The organism is Enterobacter adelaidei, from assembly GCF_041937165.1.
GTDB classification, from domain to species: Bacteria; Pseudomonadota; Gammaproteobacteria; order Enterobacterales; family Enterobacteriaceae; genus Enterobacter; species Enterobacter adelaidei.
The window spans coordinates 3,058,147-3,076,353 of record NZ_CP154353.1; the positions used below are offsets into that span (position 1 = coordinate 3,058,147).

Below are 18,207 nucleotides of genomic sequence, written 5' to 3' on the forward strand. Positions count from 1 at the left end.
TTTTTCCCGTTACTTCACAAGCCCTTGTTGCTTCAGGAAGTCGGCGGCCACTTTTTTGGCATCCAGCCCCTCGACGGCAATGCTGGCATTCAGCTGTTGCAGCGTTTTTTCATCCAGTTTTTCGAAAACAGGTTTGAGCCAGTCGGCAATCTCCGGATAGGCTTTCAGCACTGCCTCACGTACCACCGGCGTCGGGGCATAAATCGGCTGTACGCCTTTTGGATCGGTCAGGGTTTGCAGGCCAAGTGCCGCGACCGGGCCGTCGGTACCGTAGGCCATTGCCGCGTTAACACCCGAAGTTTGCTGTGCTGCGGCTTTGATGGTCACCGCCGTATCGCCGCCTGCCAGAGAGAGCAGTTGCGCCTGGTCAAGCTTGAAGTCATAGGCTTTTTCGAACGCAGGCAGCGCATCAGGACGCTCGATAAACTCTGCCGATGCGGCAAGCTTAAAATCGCCCTTCTCTTTCAGGTAGCGGCTGAGATCGGCCAGGGTAGTCAGCTTCCCTTTCTCCGCCACGTCTTTACGCACGGCGATAGTCCAGGTGTTGTTGGCCGGAGCCGGGGTCAGCCAGACCAGCTTGTTCTGTTCAGCATCGAGCTTTTTGACTTTGTCATATCCGGCTTTGGCGTTTTTCCAGGCCGGATCGTTTTCATCTTTGAAGAAGAATGCGCCGTTACCGGTGTATTCCGGGTAGATATCCAGCTCGCCGGAAGTAATCGCGCCGCGCACGACGGGCGTAGTACCCAGCTGGACTTTATTGACGGTTTTGACGCCGTGGCTTTCGAGCACCTGCAAAATGATATTGCCGAGCAGCGCGCCTTCGGTATCTATCTTTGAGCCCACTTTTACCGGCTCCGCCGCCTGTAAGGGCAGACTTATTGCCGCCAGCAACACCGCAGCTCCCAACATCCCCTTTGCAATCGTCATTCCGCTATCCTCATATTTTTTGCTGCCTTTTTCAGAGGCTTGAGAGAAAAGCGTAGCTTAAAACGGCGTGATTAACCGTCAAAATGCCTTTTTAGCATAAGATAAGACGCATCCCCCGCGAACGGGGGATGCAAAGGAAGGAAAGGTTACAGCAGTTCGAACTCGCCTTTATTCACCCGGGCAGAATCCACACCGATAAACACGTTGAATTTGCCAGGCTCAGCATCGTATTTCATCTGCTGATTCCAGAACTTCAGCGCGTCCACGTCAATTGGGAAGCTGATGGTTTTGGTTTCACCCGGTTTCAGGTTGACCTTTTCAAAGCCACGCAGCTGCTTCACCGGACGACTCATGGAGGCAGTCACATCCTGAACGTACATCTGGATCACCGTAGCCCCTTCGCGCTTACCGGTGTTTGTCACCTCAACGCTGGCTGTCACTTTACCGTCACGCTTCAGGCTCGGGGACGACATTTTCACGTCAGATACCTTGAAGGTGGTGTAGCTCAGGCCATAACCAAACGGGTACAGCGGGCCATTAGCTTCGTCGAAGTAACGAGACGTGTACTTGTTCGGTTTGTCGGCGTTGTACGGACGACCGGTGTTCAGGTGGCTGTAGTAGACCGGGATCTGACCAACGGAGCGCGGGAAGGACATTGGCAATTTGCCTGACGGGTTGTAATCGCCAAACAGTACGTCGGCTATCGCGTTACCGCCTTCGGTACCGGCGAACCAGGTTTCCAGAATCGCGTCAGCCTGCTGGTCTTCTTTCACCAGCGCCAGCGGACGACCGTTCATCAGCACCAGCACCAGCGGCTTGCCCGTCGCTTTCAGGGCAGCGATCAAATCGCGCTGGCTTTGCGGAATGGTGATATCGGTACGGCTGGAAGCTTCATGCGCCATCCCCTGCGCTTCTCCCACAACCGCCACAACGACATCAGACTGTTTTGCCGTTTTAACCGCTTCGTCGATCATCTCTTTCGGCGTGCGCGGGTCAACCTTCACCGCTTCCTCATACTGGTTGAGGAACGTCACGATGTCTTTATCGTTAGTGACGTTAGCCCCTTTGGCATAGACCACACTGGCGTTTTCACCGACAGCGTTCTTAATACCCGTCAGCACGGTCACGGACTGGTCAGCGACGCCCGCCGCGGACCAACTCCCCATCACGTCGCGCTTGCTGTCGGCCAGCGGACCGACCACGGCAATGGTGCCAGATTTTTTCAGCGGCAGCGTGTCGAGGCGGTTCTTCAGTAGTACCAGGCTTTCACGCGCAACTTCACGCGCTTCTTTACGATGCAGACGGCTTTCGGCGTTGGTATCTACCGGGTCAGAGTCTTTCGGCCCCAGGTGACTGTACGGATCGTTAAACAGCCCCATGTCGTATTTCACGTTCAGCACGTGACGCGTGGCATCGTCCAGCTCCGCCATCGTTACCTTGCCGCTCTTCACCAGCCCCGGCAGGTATTTGCTGTAGTACTCGTCGCTCATGCTCATGTTAATGCCGGACTTGAGCGCCACGCGCACGGCATCTTCCGGATCGGATGCGGTACCGTGTTTGATCAGTTCTTTAATGGCGCCGTGGTCAGAAACGGTGATGCCCTTAAAGCCCCACTGGTCGCGCAGTACGTCTTTCAGCAGCCAGGAATCAGACGTCGCAGGCGTGCCGTTCAGCGAGTTGAGCGCCACCATCACCGCGCCGCTGCCCGCGTCCAGACCTGCCTTGTACGGCGGCATATAGTCGTTGAACAGGCGCTGCGGGCTCATGTCAACGGTGTTGTACTCTTTGCCGCCCTCCACTGCACCGTAAGCGGCGAAGTGCTTCACGCTGGTCATGACAGAGTAACGGTCTGCCGGGCTTTTGCCCTGCATCGCTTCCACCATGGTTTTGCCCATCGTGGCGGTTAAATAAGTATCTTCACCAAAGCCTTCGGACGCACGGCCCCAGCGCGGATCGCGGGAGACGTCGACCATCGGTGCCCAGGTCATGTTCAGGCCATCATCTGCCGCTTCATACGCGGAAACTCGCCCCACGGTTTTCACCGCGTCGAGGTTAAAGGAGGAGGCTAAACCAAGGCTGATGGGGAAGACGGTGCGCTGACCGTGCAGCACGTCATAGGCGAAGAACAGCGGTATTTTCAGGCGACTGAGTTCCATCACCTGATCCTGCATTTTACGGATGTCCTGGCGGGTAACGGTGTTAAAAATCGCCCCGACCTGACTATCCTTAATCATTTCACGGATGGCCTCTTTCGGGTTATCCGGGCCGACGCTGATAAGACGCAACTGGCCGATTTTCTCATCGACCGTCATTTTCTTGAGCAATTCCGTCACAAACGCGTCCCGGGCTTCAGGCGTAAGCGGATGATTGCCAAACAAATCCTCTGCCAGCGCGGGTTGCAGCGCCAGGCTGACGGCAACACCTACAGAACATAGCCATTTCATGTTGTTATACTCTCTCATCAATAACCGCCGGAAGATCTCGGCCAAACCGTGCGAAAGGCGCAGTGTGCCACAAACCCTCTGAACGTTGCAGGGTTATTCTCTGATTTTTCTCGTGAATACTCGACCGCTTAACAGTTAATCGCGCTATGCTTTATTGCGAGAAATTTGCCCCACCACAAGGAGTGGAAGATGTCTTCTGTTCAAACTCACAATAACACGACGTTTATCAACGAACTGTCGCGCCTGGTTGGCTCCTCTCACCTGCTTACCGACCCGGCCAAAACCGCCCGCTACCGTAAGGGGTTTCGCTCCGGTCAGGGCGAGGCGCTGGCGGTGGTTTTCCCCGGCACGCTGCTGGAGCTATGGCGCGTGCTGAGCGCCTGCGTCGCCGCAGACAAGATTATATTAATGCAGGCAGCAAACACCGGCCTGACCGAAGGCTCAACGCCGAACGGCAACGATTACGATCGTGACATTGTCATCATCAGCACCCTGCGCCTCGACAAATTACACCTTCTGGATAAAGGTGAGCAGGTGCTCGCCTTCCCTGGTACAACGCTCTACTCTCTGGAAAAGGCACTTAAGCCGCTGGGTCGTGAGCCGCACTCGGTAATCGGTTCCTCCTGCATTGGCGCCTCGGTGGTAGGTGGGATCTGCAACAACTCCGGCGGTTCGCTGGTGCAGCGTGGCCCCGCTTATACCGAAATGTCGCTTTTTGCCCGTATTGACGAAAACGGCAAACTGACGCTGGTTAACCATCTGGGGATTGATCTGGGCGTTACGCCGGAACAAATCCTCAGCAAACTTGACGACGATCGCGTTAAAGATGAAGACGTTCAGCACGATGGCCGCCATGCGCACGATCACGATTATGTTACCCGCGTGCGGGATATCGAAGCCGATACGCCAGCCCGTTACAACGCCGATCCGGATCGCCTGTTTGAATCTTCTGGCTGCGCGGGCAAGCTGGCGGTTTTTGCGGTACGCCTTGATACGTTCCCGGCAGAGAAAAAACAGCAGGTATTTTACATCGGTACTAATCAGCCTGAGGTGCTGACCGAGATCCGCCGCCATATTCTGGGCGAATTCACGCACCTGCCCGTGGCGGGCGAATATATGCATCGGGATATTTACGACATTGCCGAGCGCTACGGCAAAGACACCTTCCTGATGATCGACAAGCTCGGCACCGACAAAATGCCGTTTTTCTTCACTATGAAGGGCCGCACCGACGCGATGCTGGAGAAAGTGTCGCTGTTTAAACCTCACTTCACTGACCGCTTTATGCAGAAGTTAGGCAACGTCTTCCCGGCGCATTTACCGGAGCGGATGAAAACCTGGCGCGACAAATATGAACACCATTTGCTTCTGAAAATGGCCGGTGACGGGATTACCGAAGCGCAGACCTGGCTGACCGAATTCTTCAAAACTGCTGACGGGGATTTCTTTGCCTGTACTCCTGAAGAAGGCAGCAAAGCCTTCCTGCACCGTTTTGCCGCTGCGGGTGCCGCCATCCGTTATCAGGCGGTACATTCAGAAGAGGTAGAAGATATTCTGGCGCTGGATATCGCCCTAAGACGCAACGATACCGAGTGGTTTGAACATCTGCCGCCAGAGATTGACAGCAAGCTGGTACACAAGCTCTATTATGGCCACTTTATGTGCTACGTCTTCCATCAGGATTACATCGTTAAAAAAGGGGTTGATGCGCACGAACTGAAGGAGCAGATGCTCGCCCTGTTACGTGAACGTGGCGCACAATATCCTGCGGAACACAACGTCGGTCATCTTTATAAAGCCCCTGACGCACTTAAGCAGTTTTATCGCGAGAATGACCCTACAAACAGCATGAATCCCGGTATCGGTAAAACAACGCGGAAGAAATACTGGAAAGAGAGTGCTGACACGGAATAGCAGATTACGCAAGCTTCTGATTAATTCCTACAGCCAAATTTGAGAGATTGTTAAGCGCTCCTTAATCGTAATAGAGTAACTGTCTGACGCCGGAGAAACGTTTCTCCGGCATTCTATAACGAGGAGCAGGCACATCATGTCGGCTGTTGATGTTTTATCCGAAACCGAACTGGAAGTGCGTGATGCCCTTCCCGATGATGTGCATGCCATCGCGGCCATCTATGCCTGGCATGTACTTCACGGGCGTGCGTCATTTGAAGAAGTTCCCCCCACCATTGACGAAATGCGTCAACGTATGAAAGGTGTGGCAGAGAACGGTTTACCGTGGCTTATCGCACTGTATCGCGGCATCGTTGTGGGCTATTGCTATGCCACGCCTTACCGCCCGCGACACGCCTATCGTTATACTCTGGAAGAGTCAATATACGTGGATGCCAGCACCACTGGACGCGGTTTTGGCTCCGCATTAATGAGTGCGCTGATTGCGCGCTGCGAACAAGGCCCATGGCGCCAGATGATTGCCGTTGTGGGGGATGGCAGTAATAATCCCGGCTCGTTACGGCTGCACAAAAAACACGGCTTTGAGATTGTCGGTCAGTTGCGCAGCGTGGGGTATAAGAAAGGCGACTGGCGGGATACGGTGATTATGCAGCGTCCACTCAACGATGGAGACTGGACGCTGCCGGAGTAAGCCGGGTAAGGCGAAGCCGCCACCCGGCGCTGACAGGCGGCTCAGTCGTTTTGCGCGGTCGCCATCTGTTCAGCTTTCTGCTTTTTATAGGTCAATGCCGCAGCCGGAACAGGCTGCACTTTCCCCGTTTCAATCCAGGTACGCAGTCGGCTTGCATCCGCGAAGTGGGTGTATTTGCCGAAGGCATCCATCACCACCAGCGCTACCGGTTTGCCGTTAAAAACAGTACGCATGACCAGACAGTGTCCCGCCGCATTGGTAAAACCGGTTTTCGTTAACTGGATATTCCAGTTATCCCGGTAAACCAGATGGTTAGTATTACGGAACGGCAGCGTATAGGCTGGGTTCGCAAACGTCGCCGTCTCTTCACGGGTGGTACTGAGCTGACCAATCAGCGGGTACTGTTTGCTGGCGATCAGCAGTTTTGTCAGATCGCGGGCGGTGGAGACGTTGTTAATCGACAGACCTGTCGGTTCAACATAATGCGTATTGTTCATCCCCAGCGATTTGGCTTTCGCATTCATCGCACGAATAAATGCGTCGTAGCCGCCCGGATAATGGTGGGCGAGGCTCGCCGCAGCGCGGTTTTCAGATGACATCAGCGCCAGCAGCAGCATATTTTTACGGCTGATTTCGCTGTTCAGTCGCACGCGGGAATAAATCCCTTTCATCTCCGGCGTGTGGCTAATATCCACTTTCAGTTTTTCGTCCAGCGGCAGATGTGCATCAAGCACCACCATCGCGGTCATTAATTTGGTAATGGAGGCAATCGGGCGCACCAGGTCCGGATGGCTGGCGTAAATGACCTTATTGGTGTTGAGATCAACAATCATTGCGCTGCCGGAGGCAATTTGCGGCTGGGCAGCAGCAGTCACCGCGGGCGTTTTGGCGATGGCTGGCACGGTAGCGGACGCCCCCAGCAACAGTGCCAGGCTAAGTAAAGAGACTCGGAATTTCAGCATGGTGAGACTTCTGATAATTATTCACGCACGTAATGACGTACACCGCCTGTGTCAACGGTAAACACAGGCTGGCTTCGGCATCATAGCCGTCACCGCGCTTTGTCGCCAGCGGATAATCGTGAGCAGATGCTGCATTGCTGGCATTTACGCCAGCAATGCAGTGAACTTAGAAGAGACGGTATCCATAACCCCAAAGAATTACCGTCAGCGCCAGTAACGCCTCCAGCACCAGCACACCGATAGCGAGTGTTGAACTGGAGAAGCTCAGGCCCTCTTCTTTATTAATATTCAGGAAGGTTGGAACCCCCAGATACAGCAAATAACCGGTGTAAAAGAGGGCAATGGTACCGATCAGCGCGCACAACCAGACCAGTGGATAGAGCGCAACAATACCGCTTAAGAACAGCGGGGTCGCGACATATCCGGCGAAGACCATACAGTGCGCCAGCGATGGACGTTGCGGGTAGTTACGCGCCATCCAGTGAATGACACGCCCCATGACGGCAACACCCGCCAGCATCAGGCCATAAAAGATGATGGCCAGATAAAGCCCGGTAAACCATGAAAGCTGAACTACGGTGCCATCCCCGAAGTTCCAGCCGATTTGAGTTGTTCCGATAAAGGCGCATATTACCGGCACCGCGGCCATCAGCAACACATGGTGCGTGTAATGATGCGAGACGGTTTCATTCTCACTTTTGATGACGTGCATTTCACGATCGGGATGGGAGAAAAGTCCCCAGACATGGTTCATAGAGCCCCCTTGTTGTCGGTCCGTCAGCGATACTTTAAGTATAATGCAGGCTTTAGATTATTTTATGTACAGCAGGAAATTTCCGTTGATTTCCCCGCTGTTGATTCATGGGGTATATGATTAACGGAGGTATACCGAGGGAGATGACGTTTACGTAATGGATATCAACAATCTTATTGAACAATATGGATACGCCGCGCTGGTTGCTGGCAGCGTGGCAGAAGGCGAAACCATCACATTGCTCGGCGGCGTCGCCGCGCATCAGGGGTTACTGAAATTCCCGCTGGTCGTCGCCGCCGTCGCCCTGGGGGGGATGATTGGCGACCAGCTGCTCTACTTTCTGGGGCTGCGCTTTGGACCAGGGCTACTTAAGCGTTTCAAAAAGCATCAGAAGAAAATTCGACGCGCTCAGCGGCTCATTCAACGTCATCCCTATCTGTTCGTCATTGGCACACGCTTTATGTACGGCTTTCGAATTATCGGCCCAATACTGATAGGTGCCAGCCATCTGCCTCCGAAAATTTTCCTGCCGCTCAATATTCTTGGCGCGATTGCCTGGGCGCTTATCTTTACGACGCTCGGTTACGTCGGTGGCGAAGTGATTGGTCCATGGCTGCATAACCTTGACCAGCACCTGAAGCACTGGGCGTGGTTAATTCTGGTGGTTATCGCGGTGATTGCAGTACGGCTGTGGCTGAAGCATCGCGAGAAAACTCGCGATGAGGATTGATGACCCTTTTTAGCCATGATGATAGCCGCCACCCAGTGCCGACGTCAGCTGCAGCGTGGCGTCGATATACTGACCTTTCAGCATCAACCCGGCGAGCTGTTCTTTGAGTGCCGGTATTCTGGCTTCACTGACCCGTGAACCCGCGATAATACCCGCACTAAAACGTGCCTGCGCCAGGGCCACAACGCGCGCCGCATCATTTTCGACCTGCAGCTGTTGGCGATTTTTCGCCATCAGGGTTTCGACTTCACTGGCTGTACGTGCCACCTGATTAACCGCCTCCACCACCGCTTTGTTGTAACTGGCGACCGAGAGATTATTTTGCGCCTGGGCAATATCAAGGTTCGCATTCAGTCTACCGCTGTCGAAAATCGGCAGTGTCAGCCCTGCCGTCACCCCCATCTGCTGCGCTGAAGAACGAAACAGATCGCTCAGGTGGAGCGCATCCTGCTGTAAAAACGCCATCAGGTTCACCTCAGGATAGAAAGCCGCTCTGGCGGCGTCCACCTCGCTCATGGAGGCTTCGATATACCAGTGCACCTCCTGAAGATCCGGACGGCGTGCCAGCAGTTCATAACCCAGCGTCGGCGGTAACGAAGCGTCTACCGTTGGCAGCGCATGCCGTGTAAGCGTTACTGAGGAAGAATTCGTCAGCGCGACCAGACGCGCCTCGACGGCTTTCATCTTCCCGTTGACTTCCGCCAGCTGTTCTTCGGTTTTGCTGGCGTTGATATCGGTTTCAACCCCTTCAACGGAAGAGGTGATCCCGTGCTGATACAATTCGAGGTCTGCGCCAATAATATTGTCCTGTTCATGTTTGATCTGGACGAGGACATCCTGCACTGCGGCCTGAGTTTGCCACTCCCAGTAGAGACGGGCCACGCTGCTGGCCAGCAGTTGTCGGGTTTGCTCCAGCTCCACTTTTTGCGCATTCAATCGGCCTATACGGGCTTCAACCTGCGCGCGATTTTTCCCCCACAGATCGAGATCCCAGCCCGCGGTCAGCCCAAAGGTGCCGTTGGTGTACCACGGCCCGGTAGTACCTGCCGCCGGGTCGGTAATCGCAAAGGGTCCCATAAGCCCTTCAGCAGACATTTTCTGGCGTTCTGCATCAGCTGAAAAATCAATTTGCGGACCGTCGGCAGCCATAGCGGCTTTTGCCTGAGCCTCGGCAAGCGTAATGCGCTGGCGGGCAATTTGCATATCCGGGGCGTCATTCAGCGCTTTGGCAATCAGCGAATTAAGCTCAGGATCGTTATAGTCTTTCCACCACTCATTTTTCGGCCATGCTGAAGGATGGAGTGTTGTATTAATCGACGCTGTTACTGATTGCGTATTCAGGGGAGATACCGTGGTATGTTCCGGCGCGCAGGCCACCAGAATAAAAGCAAGGGGGAGACTCAGAGATAAAATAAGAGAACGTTTCATTACGCCACACACTCAAAAAATAAAGGCGAAAATTACGCTTAATGCTGTTTATTTTTTTAGGAATGCGTGGCAATGGGGACATTGTTAAACATTTACATAATTGGAAAAATATTCACTAAATGAATTAATTATATATTCATATTTATTATTTTGATTGAATAACCCGCGCAATATCACCAGACGTTTGTAGTGTGCGGATCTCCTGAAACAGCCCCAACGCCTCGCTATATTCTTTGCGCAAATAACTCAGCCACTGTTTAATTCGCGCGACATGATATAGCCCGGTGTCACCCTGTTTTTCCAGACGACTGTATTTTTGCAGCAGCGCGACGACGTCTGCCCACTGCATTCGCGGTTCGTTATATTTTACCACCCGGCTGAGGTTAGGTACGTTAAGCGCGCCGCGGCCGATCATCACCGCATTGCAGCCTGTCTCTTTCAGACATGCCTGCGCGCTCTCGTAATCCCAGATTTCACCGTTGGCGATAACAGGAATAGTCAGCCTTTTACGGATCTCACCGATCGCCTGCCAGTTAATACGCTCGGCTTTGTAGCCATCTTCTTTGGTGCGACCATGCACCACCAGCTCCGTGGCACCGGCCTGCTGTACAGCATCGGCAATTTCAAACTGCCTGGCGTCGCTGTCCCAGCCCAGACGCACCTTTACCGTCACCGGCAAATGCGCAGGAACAGCTTCACGCATCGCCTTCGCACCGCGATAAATGAGTTCTGGATCTTTCAGCAGTGTCGCCCCACCGCCGCTGCCGTTCACCAGCTTCGACGGACAGCCGCAGTTGAGATCCACCCCGTAAGAGCCCAGCTCAACCGCCCGGGCGGCGTTTTCCGCCAGCCATTCGGGGTACTGGCCGAGCAGCTGAATACGTACCAGCGTGCCGGAGGAGGTACGGCTCTGGTTGTGCAGCTCGGGGCAAAGTCGGTAGAAGGATTTTACTGGCAACAACATATCGACCACGCGCAGAAACTCCGTCACGCAGAGATCGTAGTCGTTCACCTCGGTCAGAAGCTCGCGCACGAGAGAGTCGAGCACGCCTTCCATTGGGGCCAGTAAAACACGCATATCAGTACCTGTGAAAAAAGACGCGCTATAGTATCTGCTCTGTATGTATGTGGAAAGCCCGACGTTCCATTCTGGAATGTCTGGTATGCTCAAAATTCATGATGTGATCCATGGCACATTTTCAGGTTTAATTGTATGATGAATGCGTTTCAGCAAGGACTTTCTTCATGAGCAAATCATTGAACATTATCTGGCAATATCTGCGTGCATTCGTCCTGATTTATGCCTGCCTTTATGCCGGGATTTTCATCGCGTCGCTGCTGCCCATCACGATCCCCGGTAGCATTATCGGTATGCTAATCCTGTTTGTTTTACTGGCGTTGCAAATTCTACCCGCTAAGTGGGTCAACCCTGGCTGCTTCGTCCTTATTCGCTATATGGCGCTGCTTTTCGTGCCTATCGGCGTCGGGGTCATGCAGTATTTTGATTTGCTTAAAGCCCAGTTCGGCCCGATCGTAGTCTCCTGTGCGGTCAGTACGCTGGTGGTTTTCCTGGTCGTGAGCTGGAGCTCTCATCTGGTGCATGGCGAACGTAAAGTTGTCGGGGAGAAAACAAAAAAATGATAGCCAATATCTGGTGGTCGCTACCGTTAACGCTGGTGGTGTTCTTCGCCGCACGCAAACTTGCCGCACGTTTCAAAATGCCGCTGTTGAATCCACTGCTGGTGGCCATGGTGGTAATTATTCCATTCCTGCTGCTCACCGGCATTCCTTACGAACGCTACTTTGCCGGCAGCAAAATTTTGAATGATTTGCTGCAACCCGCCGTTGTGGCGCTCGCCTTCCCTTTATATGAGCAACTTCACCAGATCCGCGCCCGCTGGAAATCCATCATTACCATCTGTTTTGTGGGCAGCCTGGTGGCGATGATCACCGGGACGTCGGTAGCGCTGTTGATGGGGGCGTCTCCACAAATTGCGGCCTCTATCCTGCCAAAATCCGTCACCACGCCAATTGCGATGGCGGTAGGCGGTAGCCTTGGAGGGATTCCAGCCATCAGCGCCATGTGTGTGATTTTCGTTGGTATTTTGGGTGCTGTGTTTGGACATACTCTGCTCAATGGCATGCGCATTCATACCAAAGCTGCGCGGGGCCTGGCAATGGGGACAGCATCGCACGCACTGGGGACAGCACGCTGTGCAGAACTGGATTATCAGGAAGGGGCGTTTAGCTCACTGGCACTGGTCATCTGCGGGATCATCACCTCCCTGCTGGCCCCATTCATTTTCCCGCTGATTCTGGTGGTAATGGGCTAAAATTTGCGATGCGTCGCGCAAATTTTATTTTGATTTCATAAGTTGCATACATATTGAGAACTGGATCACATATAAAGCCCCATCGGCTCCGTAAACTACCGATCCATTAACCTTTATGAGGCAAACGCAATGCATCCACGTTTTCAAGCTGCTTTCGCCCAGCTTGCCGAGAATTTGCAAACCGCTCTGACCCCGATTCTGGCGGATGAGCATTTCCCCGCCCTGCTGACGGCGGAGCAGGTCACGATGCTGAAACAGGCAACGGGGCTGGACGAAGACGCGCTGGCTTTTGCTCTGCTGCCGCTGGCTGCCGCCTGTGCACGTGCTGACCTCTCCCACTTCAACGTCGGGGCCATTGCACGCGGCATCAGCGGGACATGGTACTTCGGCGGAAATATGGAATTTCTGGGCGCCACCATGCAACAGACTGTTCACGCTGAGCAGAGCGCCATCAGCCATGCCTGGCTGCGCGGTGAAAAAGCGCTGAGCGCCATCACCGTTAACTACACGCCGTGTGGTCACTGCCGTCAGTTTATGAATGAGCTGAACAGCGGGCTGCAACTGCGCATTAACCTGCCTGGCCGCGCACCGCATACGCTGGGGGATTACCTGCCTGATGCCTTTGGCCCGAAAGATCTTGAGATCAAAACCCTGCTGATGGACGAACAGGACCACGGTTTTGCCCTGTCCGGTGATGACCTGGCCCAGGCTGCCATTCGCGCTGCCAACAAAAGTCACACGCCATACAGCAAATCCCCTAGCGGTGTCGCACTGCAGTGTCGGGATGGTCGTATCTTTAGCGGCAGCTATGCCGAAAACGCCGCGTTTAACCCAACACTGCCACCGCTGCAGGGCGCACTCAACCTGCTGAGCCTGAACGGCTATGACTATCCGGATATTCAGCGCGCCATTCTGGCAGAAATTGCCGATGCGCCACTGATTCAGTGGGATGCCACCGCTGCCACGTTAAAAGCGCTGGACTGCACAACAATCGACCGCGTACTGCTCGCGTAATCCTTCCGGCGGGCAGAAATGCCCGCCACGTTGCTGAAAAACCCCTCAGTTGAGTCGCTGTTTCTTGCGCTATCCAGGCGGGTAAAGTAGCCTGAGTTAAATTTCATCTTCGGAACGAGCCATCTGCATGTTAAAGCGCGTTTTTTACAGCCTGTCTGTCCTGGTCGGCATACTGCTGTTGATCGTGCTGGGCCTCGATCGCTGGATGAGCTGGAAAACCGCCCCCTATATCTTTGATGACCTGCAGGACCTGCCCTACCGTCAGGTGGGTGTGGTACTCGGTACGGCCAAGTATTACCGCACCGGTGTGATCAATCAGTACTACCGTTACCGAATTCAGGGCGCACTGAACGCCTACAACAGTGGCAAAGTGAATTACCTGCTGTTAAGCGGTGATAACGCCCTGCAAAGCTATAACGAACCGGTGACGATGCGTAAGGATTTGATTGCCGCTGGCGTCGACCCTGCGGATATCGTGCTCGATTACGCCGGGTTCCGCACCCTGGACTCCATCGTGCGCACGCGTAAAGTCTTCGACACCAACGACTTCATCATCATCACCCAGCGCTTCCACTGCGAGCGCGCGCTGTTTATCGCCCTGCATATGGGCATACAGGCGCAGTGCTACGCGGTACCGTCACCAAAAGATATGCTGAGCGTGCGCGTACGCGAGTTTGGTGCCCGTTTTGGCGCGCTGGCAGACCTGTACATTTTCAAACGTGAACCGCGCTTTTTAGGCCCGCTGGTGCCGATCCCGGCGATGCATGAAGTGCCGGAAGATGCGCAGGGTTACCCGGCCGTCACGCCTGAACAACTGCTTGATATGCAGAAAAAAGAGAAAAAATAACATCACCTTTATACTTTCTTTACGCCGGGCCTGACGCTTTTTATCTCCCCTTTATGCCGCCCCCTTTAAGCTGAGTTCACTGCCGCTACGGCTTCATTGAAGAATGACTATGAACTCAATCATGAATGCGTTTTTCCTGAAAAGTCTCCGTCCGTATTTTAACTTCCCGGGCTTATCTCTCCCGACGGCGCTCAATTCAGGCCTCTGGCTGGATGAAAAAATTGAGGCGATGCAGCACAGCATCCCGATGGAGGTCACGGATTATCTGGAGCGTTATCCGCTGACAAAACATATTGATGTTTACCTGAACGATATCAATGGCATTATGCGCGGCAAGCGTCTCTCAGTGGAGAGCATGCTGACGCTGGAAAAAGGCTGCTACTTTCCTCTCTCCGTGTATTCCATGGGCCAGAAAGGCAAAATTTCCGCCCCGCTTCATGATGAACCAGACCGGCTGTGCGTCCCCGTCGCCGGTTCCCTGTGCCCTTCTGCGCAAGATCCACAGCACAACGCGCAGATCCTGCTGACGATGAAAGACAGCAACGGCCAGCCCTGCCCGTTTGAACCACGGGTGATACTGCAAAATGTCCTGGCCCGTTTTCACCAGCACGGGCTATTCCCGGTGATTGCCCCTGAAATTGAGTTCTACCTGACGGGCCGTGAAACATTGGATCCACAGAATCAGGGCTGCTTTCATATGGATACCTCGACAGCACACGCAGCGCTGTTTGACGAGCTGGAACAGCTAGCTCAACTTCAACGCATCCCTCTGACCGGGATCGTGGCAGAAGCTGAACCCGGCCAGTTCGAGTTAAACCTGAAGCATTGCCATCGTGTCGTTGAAGTATGTGATAACGTGCTGGCACTACGACGTCTGACCCGACACGTGGCTGAACAGCATGGCCTGCAGGCCAGTTTTATGGCAAAACCGTTCAGTCAGCAGTCCGGCAGCGGCCTGCATTTCCACTTCAGTCTGAACGATAGCCACGGCAAAAACGTCTTTGCCTCACCAGGGAATGAGCTTAATAGCATGATGCGTTTATGCATCGCGGGCCAGCTTGCACTGATGCCTGCCTCCATCGCCGTGATTGCTCCGGGCGTCAACGCGTTTCGCCGCCTGCGTAAAAACCTGACAGAACCCTTATTTAACTCCTGGGGTTATAACACCCGCTCCGCTGCACTGCGCATTCCCTGCTCGGATGAGAACAACTGTCGTATTGAGTACCGACTGGCCGGGGCCGATGCGAATCCATATCTGGTGGCAGCCACCATCCTGACCGGCATGCTGTACGGGCTGGAAAACATCGACGAAGAAGATTTACCAGAACCGCAGCAGGATGACCCGCTTCTGCCGCTGTTTCAGCAGGAAGCCATTGAGACATTTGCCCACTGTCAGTATCTCACCAACAGCCTGGGCGAGGCTTTTTCCGAACAGTGGATCGCCTGCAAGCTTGCTGAACTCGACTGGTTTGAGAGCATCGTGACCAAAGAAGAGTCGAATCTGGCGTGAGGAATAAAAAAGCCCGCTCAACGAGCGGGCCGGGTGACGCAAAAAGCCATTATTTTTTACGTGCGTACTTCAGGGAATCCAGCGCAACCGCGAAGATAATGATGGCGCCTTTGATGATGTACTGCCAGTACGGGTTCACACCGATGTAGGTCAGACCGTAGTTGATCACGGTGAAGATAATCACACCGGTCACCACGCCGAGCACTGTACCCACGCCGCCGCTGAAGGAGACGCCGCCCACCACACAGGCTGCGATCGCATCCAGCTCATACATAAAACCGAGGTTGTTGGTTGCAGAGCCGATACGGCCCGCTTCCAGCATCCCGCCGAAGGCGTAGAACACACCGGACAGGGCATAAATGATGAGCAGGTTCAGAGCAACGTTTACGCCGGAGACTTTCGCCGCTTCCGGGTTACCACCGATTGCGAAGATGTTCTTACCGAAACGGGTTTTGTTCCACAGGATCCAGACGAAGGCAACCGCAATCAGCGCATAGAAGGTGATATACGACAGGCGGAAGCTGCCCAGCGCGATAAACCCTTGCGTAAAGGTCGAGAAGCCGCTGTCGAAACCAGAAATTGGAGATGCACCGACGAAGTCGTAGTACAGGGAGTTGATACCGTAAACGATGATCATCGTGCCTAACGTGGTGATGAATGGCGTTACGTTCAGATAAGCGATAATGATGCCGTTAATCAGGCCAATCACCGCGCCAATAGCGCAGACAATCAGGATCACCACGAAAATCGGCATGGTTGCCATTTCCGGGAACACCTTGTTGGCGTTTTCCATCGACTGCAACAAGGTGGCCGCAATAACCGCCGCAAGGCCAACCTGACGGCCTGCGGAAAGGTCAGTACCCTGGGTCACAATCAGCCCCGCCACGCCTAACGCGATGATAATACGCACGGAGGACTGGGTCAGAATGTTACTCAGGTTCAGCAGACTTAAGAACGTAGGGTCCTGGAAAATGATGATAGCCAGCAGGACTAAAAGAACAACGTAAATACCGCCTTCTTTCAGGTAAGTGAGAAAACTTTTTTTATTTAACGCACTCATGAGGAGCCCCTGATCTTAAAGGTGCAAAGACGCTAAACGCAAAATTTCGTTTTGCGTTGTCGTTTTGGTGTCAACAATACCGGCAACGAGACCATTGCTCATAACCAGAATACGGTCTGTGATCCCTAACAATTCCGGCATTTCGGAAGAAATAATAATGATCCCTTTATTCTTTTTCGCCAGTTCAGCAATCAGTTGATAAATTTCGAATTTCGCACCAACGTCAATACCGCGGGTCGGTTCATCCAGCATCAGAATTTCTGGCTGGGTTAATAACCAACGACCGATAATCACTTTCTGCTGGTTGCCGCCCGAAAGCGAACCAATTTGTGTACGGTGGCCAGGTGTTTTAACACGCATAGAGTCAATTACCCATTGGGTATCGCTTTTCATGCGGGAATTATCCAGCAGACCAACTTTATTTTTATAGTTGCGAATGTTAGAAATTAACGAGTTAAAGTTAATATCCAGATAAGCGTAAATACCGGTAGAACGACGCTCTTCCGTCACCAGCGCAAAACCATTATTAATGGCTTCGTTGGCGTTGTGGTTATTGATTTTCTTACCATGGAGCGTAATGGTGCCTTCCGCTTTCTCACGGATACCAAACAGGGTTTCCACGATATCGGTACGTTTAGCTCCGACCAGCCCTGCGATCCCGAGAATTTCGCCTTTATGCAAGTCGAAGGAGACATCGCGAATGGATGGCTGACGCAGTGAAGTCAGGTTACGCACCTCAAGGATCACTTCACCCGGCTTGTTTTCTTTGTCCGGGAAGCGCTGGTTCAGGGAACGACCGACCATCATGGCGATGATCTTGTCCATGTCCAGCCCTTCGAGAGGCTGAGTGGCAATCCACTGACCGTCACGCAGGATGGTAATCTCATCACAGAGCTGGAAGATCTCTTCCATTTTGTGGGAGATATACACAATGCCGCAGCCGCGATCTTTAAGTTTACGAATAATGGTAAAAAGGTGGTTAACCTCTTTTTCCGTTAATGACGATGTCGGTTCGTCCATGATGACGATTTTTGCATCATAGGAGAACGCTTTGGCAATTTCGATCATCTGCATTTGAGATACAGATAATGTCCCTACGCGGGCGCGCGGATCAATATCAATATCCAGCTCATCGAAAATCGCTTTGGTGTCGCGATACATTTTGTCCTGATCGACAAAGACACCTTTGGTTGGATAACGACCCAACCACATGTTATCCATCACTGAACGCTGCAGCACCAGGTTTAATTCCTGGTGAACCATCGAGATACCGTTTTCCAGTGCTTCTTTTGCTGAATGGAAATCGATCTCTTTCCCCTGAAAAAGAATACTGCCAGAATCTTTTTGATAGATCCCAAAAAGACATTTTAATAATGTTGATTTACCTGCACCGTTCTCTCCCATCAAAGCATGAATAGAGTGAGGACGAACTTTTAAATTAACATTATCGAGTGCCTTAACACCGGGAAATGACTTGTTGATACCGTTCATTTCCAACAAGTATTCACCGGACGACTGAGTAGTTGTGCTGACCATAATTATACCTTGTTGGCCTCGCATATCGCGTTATAAAAGGGCGCAACAAGTTGCGCC

At 53.1% G+C, this 18,207-nt stretch carries 16 protein-coding genes; 8 read left to right on the forward strand and 8 right to left on the reverse strand.

All coding sequences use genetic code 11. From position 1 onward, the window contains the following. Positions 1-9: 9 nt before the first annotated feature. Positions 10-927, reverse strand: a complete 918-nt coding sequence (locus tag AAHF05_RS14840) for an ABC transporter substrate-binding protein (RefSeq protein WP_129324309.1) — start codon at positions 925-927, stop codon at positions 10-12. A gap of 146 nt (positions 928-1,073) precedes the next feature. After that, on the reverse strand, positions 1,074-3,371 hold the full coding sequence (gene bglX, locus AAHF05_RS14845; RefSeq protein WP_049008322.1) for a beta-glucosidase BglX: 2,298 nt from the start codon (positions 3,369-3,371) through the stop codon (positions 1,074-1,076). 189 nt (positions 3,372-3,560) lie between these two features. Between bglX and dld the strand changes: the two genes are divergently transcribed. Beyond that, a complete protein-coding gene (dld, locus tag AAHF05_RS14850) occupies positions 3,561-5,285 on the forward strand; it encodes a D-lactate dehydrogenase (protein WP_049008210.1) in 1,725 nt (574 codons plus the stop codon). 136 nt (positions 5,286-5,421) lie between these two features. Beyond that, positions 5,422-5,976 carry a GNAT family N-acetyltransferase gene (locus tag AAHF05_RS14855; RefSeq protein ID WP_028016320.1) on the forward strand — a complete coding sequence of 185 codons (555 nt, stop codon included), beginning with the start codon at positions 5,422-5,424 and terminating at the stop codon, positions 5,974-5,976. Positions 5,977-6,017: 41 nt separating this feature from the next. Here AAHF05_RS14855 and pbpG read toward each other — a convergent pair whose 3' ends face one another. Together pbpG and AAHF05_RS14865 are read right to left on the reverse strand one after the other, a co-directional pair. Beyond that, a complete protein-coding gene (gene pbpG / locus AAHF05_RS14860) occupies positions 6,018-6,938 on the reverse strand; it encodes a D-alanyl-D-alanine endopeptidase (RefSeq protein WP_129324308.1) in 921 nt (306 codons plus the stop codon). Between the two features lie 166 nt (positions 6,939-7,104). After that, positions 7,105-7,692, reverse strand: coding sequence for a Yip1 family protein (locus AAHF05_RS14865; protein ID WP_008500904.1), 588 nt, complete (start codon positions 7,690-7,692; stop codon positions 7,105-7,107). A gap of 157 nt (positions 7,693-7,849) precedes the next feature. Between AAHF05_RS14865 and AAHF05_RS14870 the strand changes: the two genes are divergently transcribed. After that, positions 7,850-8,422 (forward strand): DedA family protein, encoded by a 573-nt coding sequence (locus AAHF05_RS14870; RefSeq protein WP_028016318.1) that lies wholly within the window; start codon positions 7,850-7,852, stop codon positions 8,420-8,422. A gap of 9 nt (positions 8,423-8,431) precedes the next feature. On the opposite strand, the gene mdtQ is transcribed toward AAHF05_RS14870, so the two are convergent. Both mdtQ and dusC read right to left on the reverse strand, forming a co-directional pair. Next, on the reverse strand, positions 8,432-9,850 hold the full coding sequence (mdtQ, locus tag AAHF05_RS14875; RefSeq protein ID WP_129324307.1) for a multidrug resistance outer membrane protein MdtQ: 1,419 nt from the start codon (positions 9,848-9,850) through the stop codon (positions 8,432-8,434). Positions 9,851-9,995: 145 nt separating this feature from the next. Continuing rightward, positions 9,996-10,928, reverse strand: a complete 933-nt coding sequence (gene dusC, locus AAHF05_RS14880; protein ID WP_129324306.1) for a tRNA dihydrouridine(16) synthase DusC — start codon at positions 10,926-10,928, stop codon at positions 9,996-9,998. A gap of 167 nt (positions 10,929-11,095) precedes the next feature. On the opposite strand from dusC, the gene AAHF05_RS14885 reads away from it, so the two are divergent. From AAHF05_RS14885 to AAHF05_RS14905, 5 genes are all read left to right on the forward strand, one after another. After that, complete coding sequence (locus AAHF05_RS14885; protein WP_049008205.1) at positions 11,096-11,491, forward strand: CidA/LrgA family protein; 396 nt, start codon at positions 11,096-11,098, stop codon at positions 11,489-11,491. Continuing rightward, complete coding sequence (locus AAHF05_RS14890; protein ID WP_028016314.1) at positions 11,488-12,183, forward strand: CidB/LrgB family autolysis modulator; 696 nt, start codon at positions 11,488-11,490, stop codon at positions 12,181-12,183. The genes AAHF05_RS14885 and AAHF05_RS14890 overlap by 4 nt, the downstream gene beginning before the upstream one ends. 129 nt (positions 12,184-12,312) lie before the next feature. After that, on the forward strand, positions 12,313-13,197 hold the full coding sequence (gene cdd / locus AAHF05_RS14895; protein WP_108090794.1) for a cytidine deaminase: 885 nt from the start codon (positions 12,313-12,315) through the stop codon (positions 13,195-13,197). A gap of 127 nt (positions 13,198-13,324) precedes the next feature. Continuing rightward, the gene (gene sanA / locus AAHF05_RS14900) at positions 13,325-14,044 is read left to right on the forward strand and encodes an outer membrane permeability protein SanA (protein ID WP_014884561.1); all 720 of its coding nucleotides are present in this window, start codon (positions 13,325-13,327) and stop codon (positions 14,042-14,044) included. Positions 14,045-14,165: 121 nt separating this feature from the next. Then, a complete protein-coding gene (locus AAHF05_RS14905; protein ID WP_129324324.1) occupies positions 14,166-15,554 on the forward strand; it encodes a glutamine synthetase family protein in 1,389 nt (462 codons plus the stop codon). A gap of 49 nt (positions 15,555-15,603) precedes the next feature. Here AAHF05_RS14905 and mglC read toward each other — a convergent pair whose 3' ends face one another. Both mglC and mglA read right to left on the reverse strand, forming a co-directional pair. Continuing rightward, positions 15,604-16,614 carry a galactose/methyl galactoside ABC transporter permease MglC gene (mglC, locus tag AAHF05_RS14910; protein ID WP_008500921.1) on the reverse strand — a complete coding sequence of 337 codons (1,011 nt, stop codon included), beginning with the start codon at positions 16,612-16,614 and terminating at the stop codon, positions 15,604-15,606. Positions 16,615-16,629: 15 nt separating this feature from the next. Next, positions 16,630-18,150, reverse strand: a complete 1,521-nt coding sequence (gene mglA / locus AAHF05_RS14915) for a galactose/methyl galactoside ABC transporter ATP-binding protein MglA (RefSeq protein ID WP_028016311.1) — start codon at positions 18,148-18,150, stop codon at positions 16,630-16,632. Positions 18,151-18,207: the final 57 nt, after the last annotated feature.

Excerpts from the sequence above, each read along its gene's own strand:
- AAHF05_RS14890 (WP_028016314.1), top strand. The coding sequence starts at position 11,488 with ATGATAGCCAATATCTGGTGGTCGCTACCGTTAACGCTGGTGGTGTTC.
- AAHF05_RS14905 (WP_129324324.1), top strand. The coding sequence starts at position 14,166 with ATGAATGCGTTTTTCCTGAAAAGTCTCCGTCCGTATTTTAACTTCCCG.
- AAHF05_RS14840 (WP_129324309.1), bottom strand. The coding sequence starts at position 927 with ATGACGATTGCAAAGGGGATGTTGGGAGCTGCGGTGTTGCTGGCGGCA.
- dld (WP_049008210.1), top strand. The coding sequence starts at position 3,561 with ATGTCTTCTGTTCAAACTCACAATAACACGACGTTTATCAACGAACTG.
- bglX (WP_049008322.1), bottom strand. The coding sequence starts at position 3,371 with ATGAAATGGCTATGTTCTGTAGGTGTTGCCGTCAGCCTGGCGCTGCAA.
- AAHF05_RS14865 (WP_008500904.1), bottom strand. The coding sequence starts at position 7,692 with ATGAACCATGTCTGGGGACTTTTCTCCCATCCCGATCGTGAAATGCAC.
- pbpG (WP_129324308.1), bottom strand. The coding sequence starts at position 6,938 with ATGCTGAAATTCCGAGTCTCTTTACTTAGCCTGGCACTGTTGCTGGGG.
- mglA (WP_028016311.1), bottom strand. The coding sequence starts at position 18,150 with ATGGTCAGCACAACTACTCAGTCGTCCGGTGAATACTTGTTGGAAATG.
- mglC (WP_008500921.1), bottom strand. The coding sequence starts at position 16,614 with ATGAGTGCGTTAAATAAAAAAAGTTTTCTCACTTACCTGAAAGAAGGC.
- mdtQ (WP_129324307.1), bottom strand. The coding sequence starts at position 9,850 with ATGAAACGTTCTCTTATTTTATCTCTGAGTCTCCCCCTTGCTTTTATT.
- cdd (WP_108090794.1), top strand. The coding sequence starts at position 12,313 with ATGCATCCACGTTTTCAAGCTGCTTTCGCCCAGCTTGCCGAGAATTTG.
- AAHF05_RS14885 (WP_049008205.1), top strand. The coding sequence starts at position 11,096 with ATGAGCAAATCATTGAACATTATCTGGCAATATCTGCGTGCATTCGTC.
- AAHF05_RS14870 (WP_028016318.1), top strand. The coding sequence starts at position 7,850 with ATGGATATCAACAATCTTATTGAACAATATGGATACGCCGCGCTGGTT.
- dusC (WP_129324306.1), bottom strand. The coding sequence starts at position 10,928 with ATGCGTGTTTTACTGGCCCCAATGGAAGGCGTGCTCGACTCTCTCGTG.
- AAHF05_RS14855 (WP_028016320.1), top strand. The coding sequence starts at position 5,422 with ATGTCGGCTGTTGATGTTTTATCCGAAACCGAACTGGAAGTGCGTGAT.
- sanA (WP_014884561.1), top strand. The coding sequence starts at position 13,325 with ATGTTAAAGCGCGTTTTTTACAGCCTGTCTGTCCTGGTCGGCATACTG.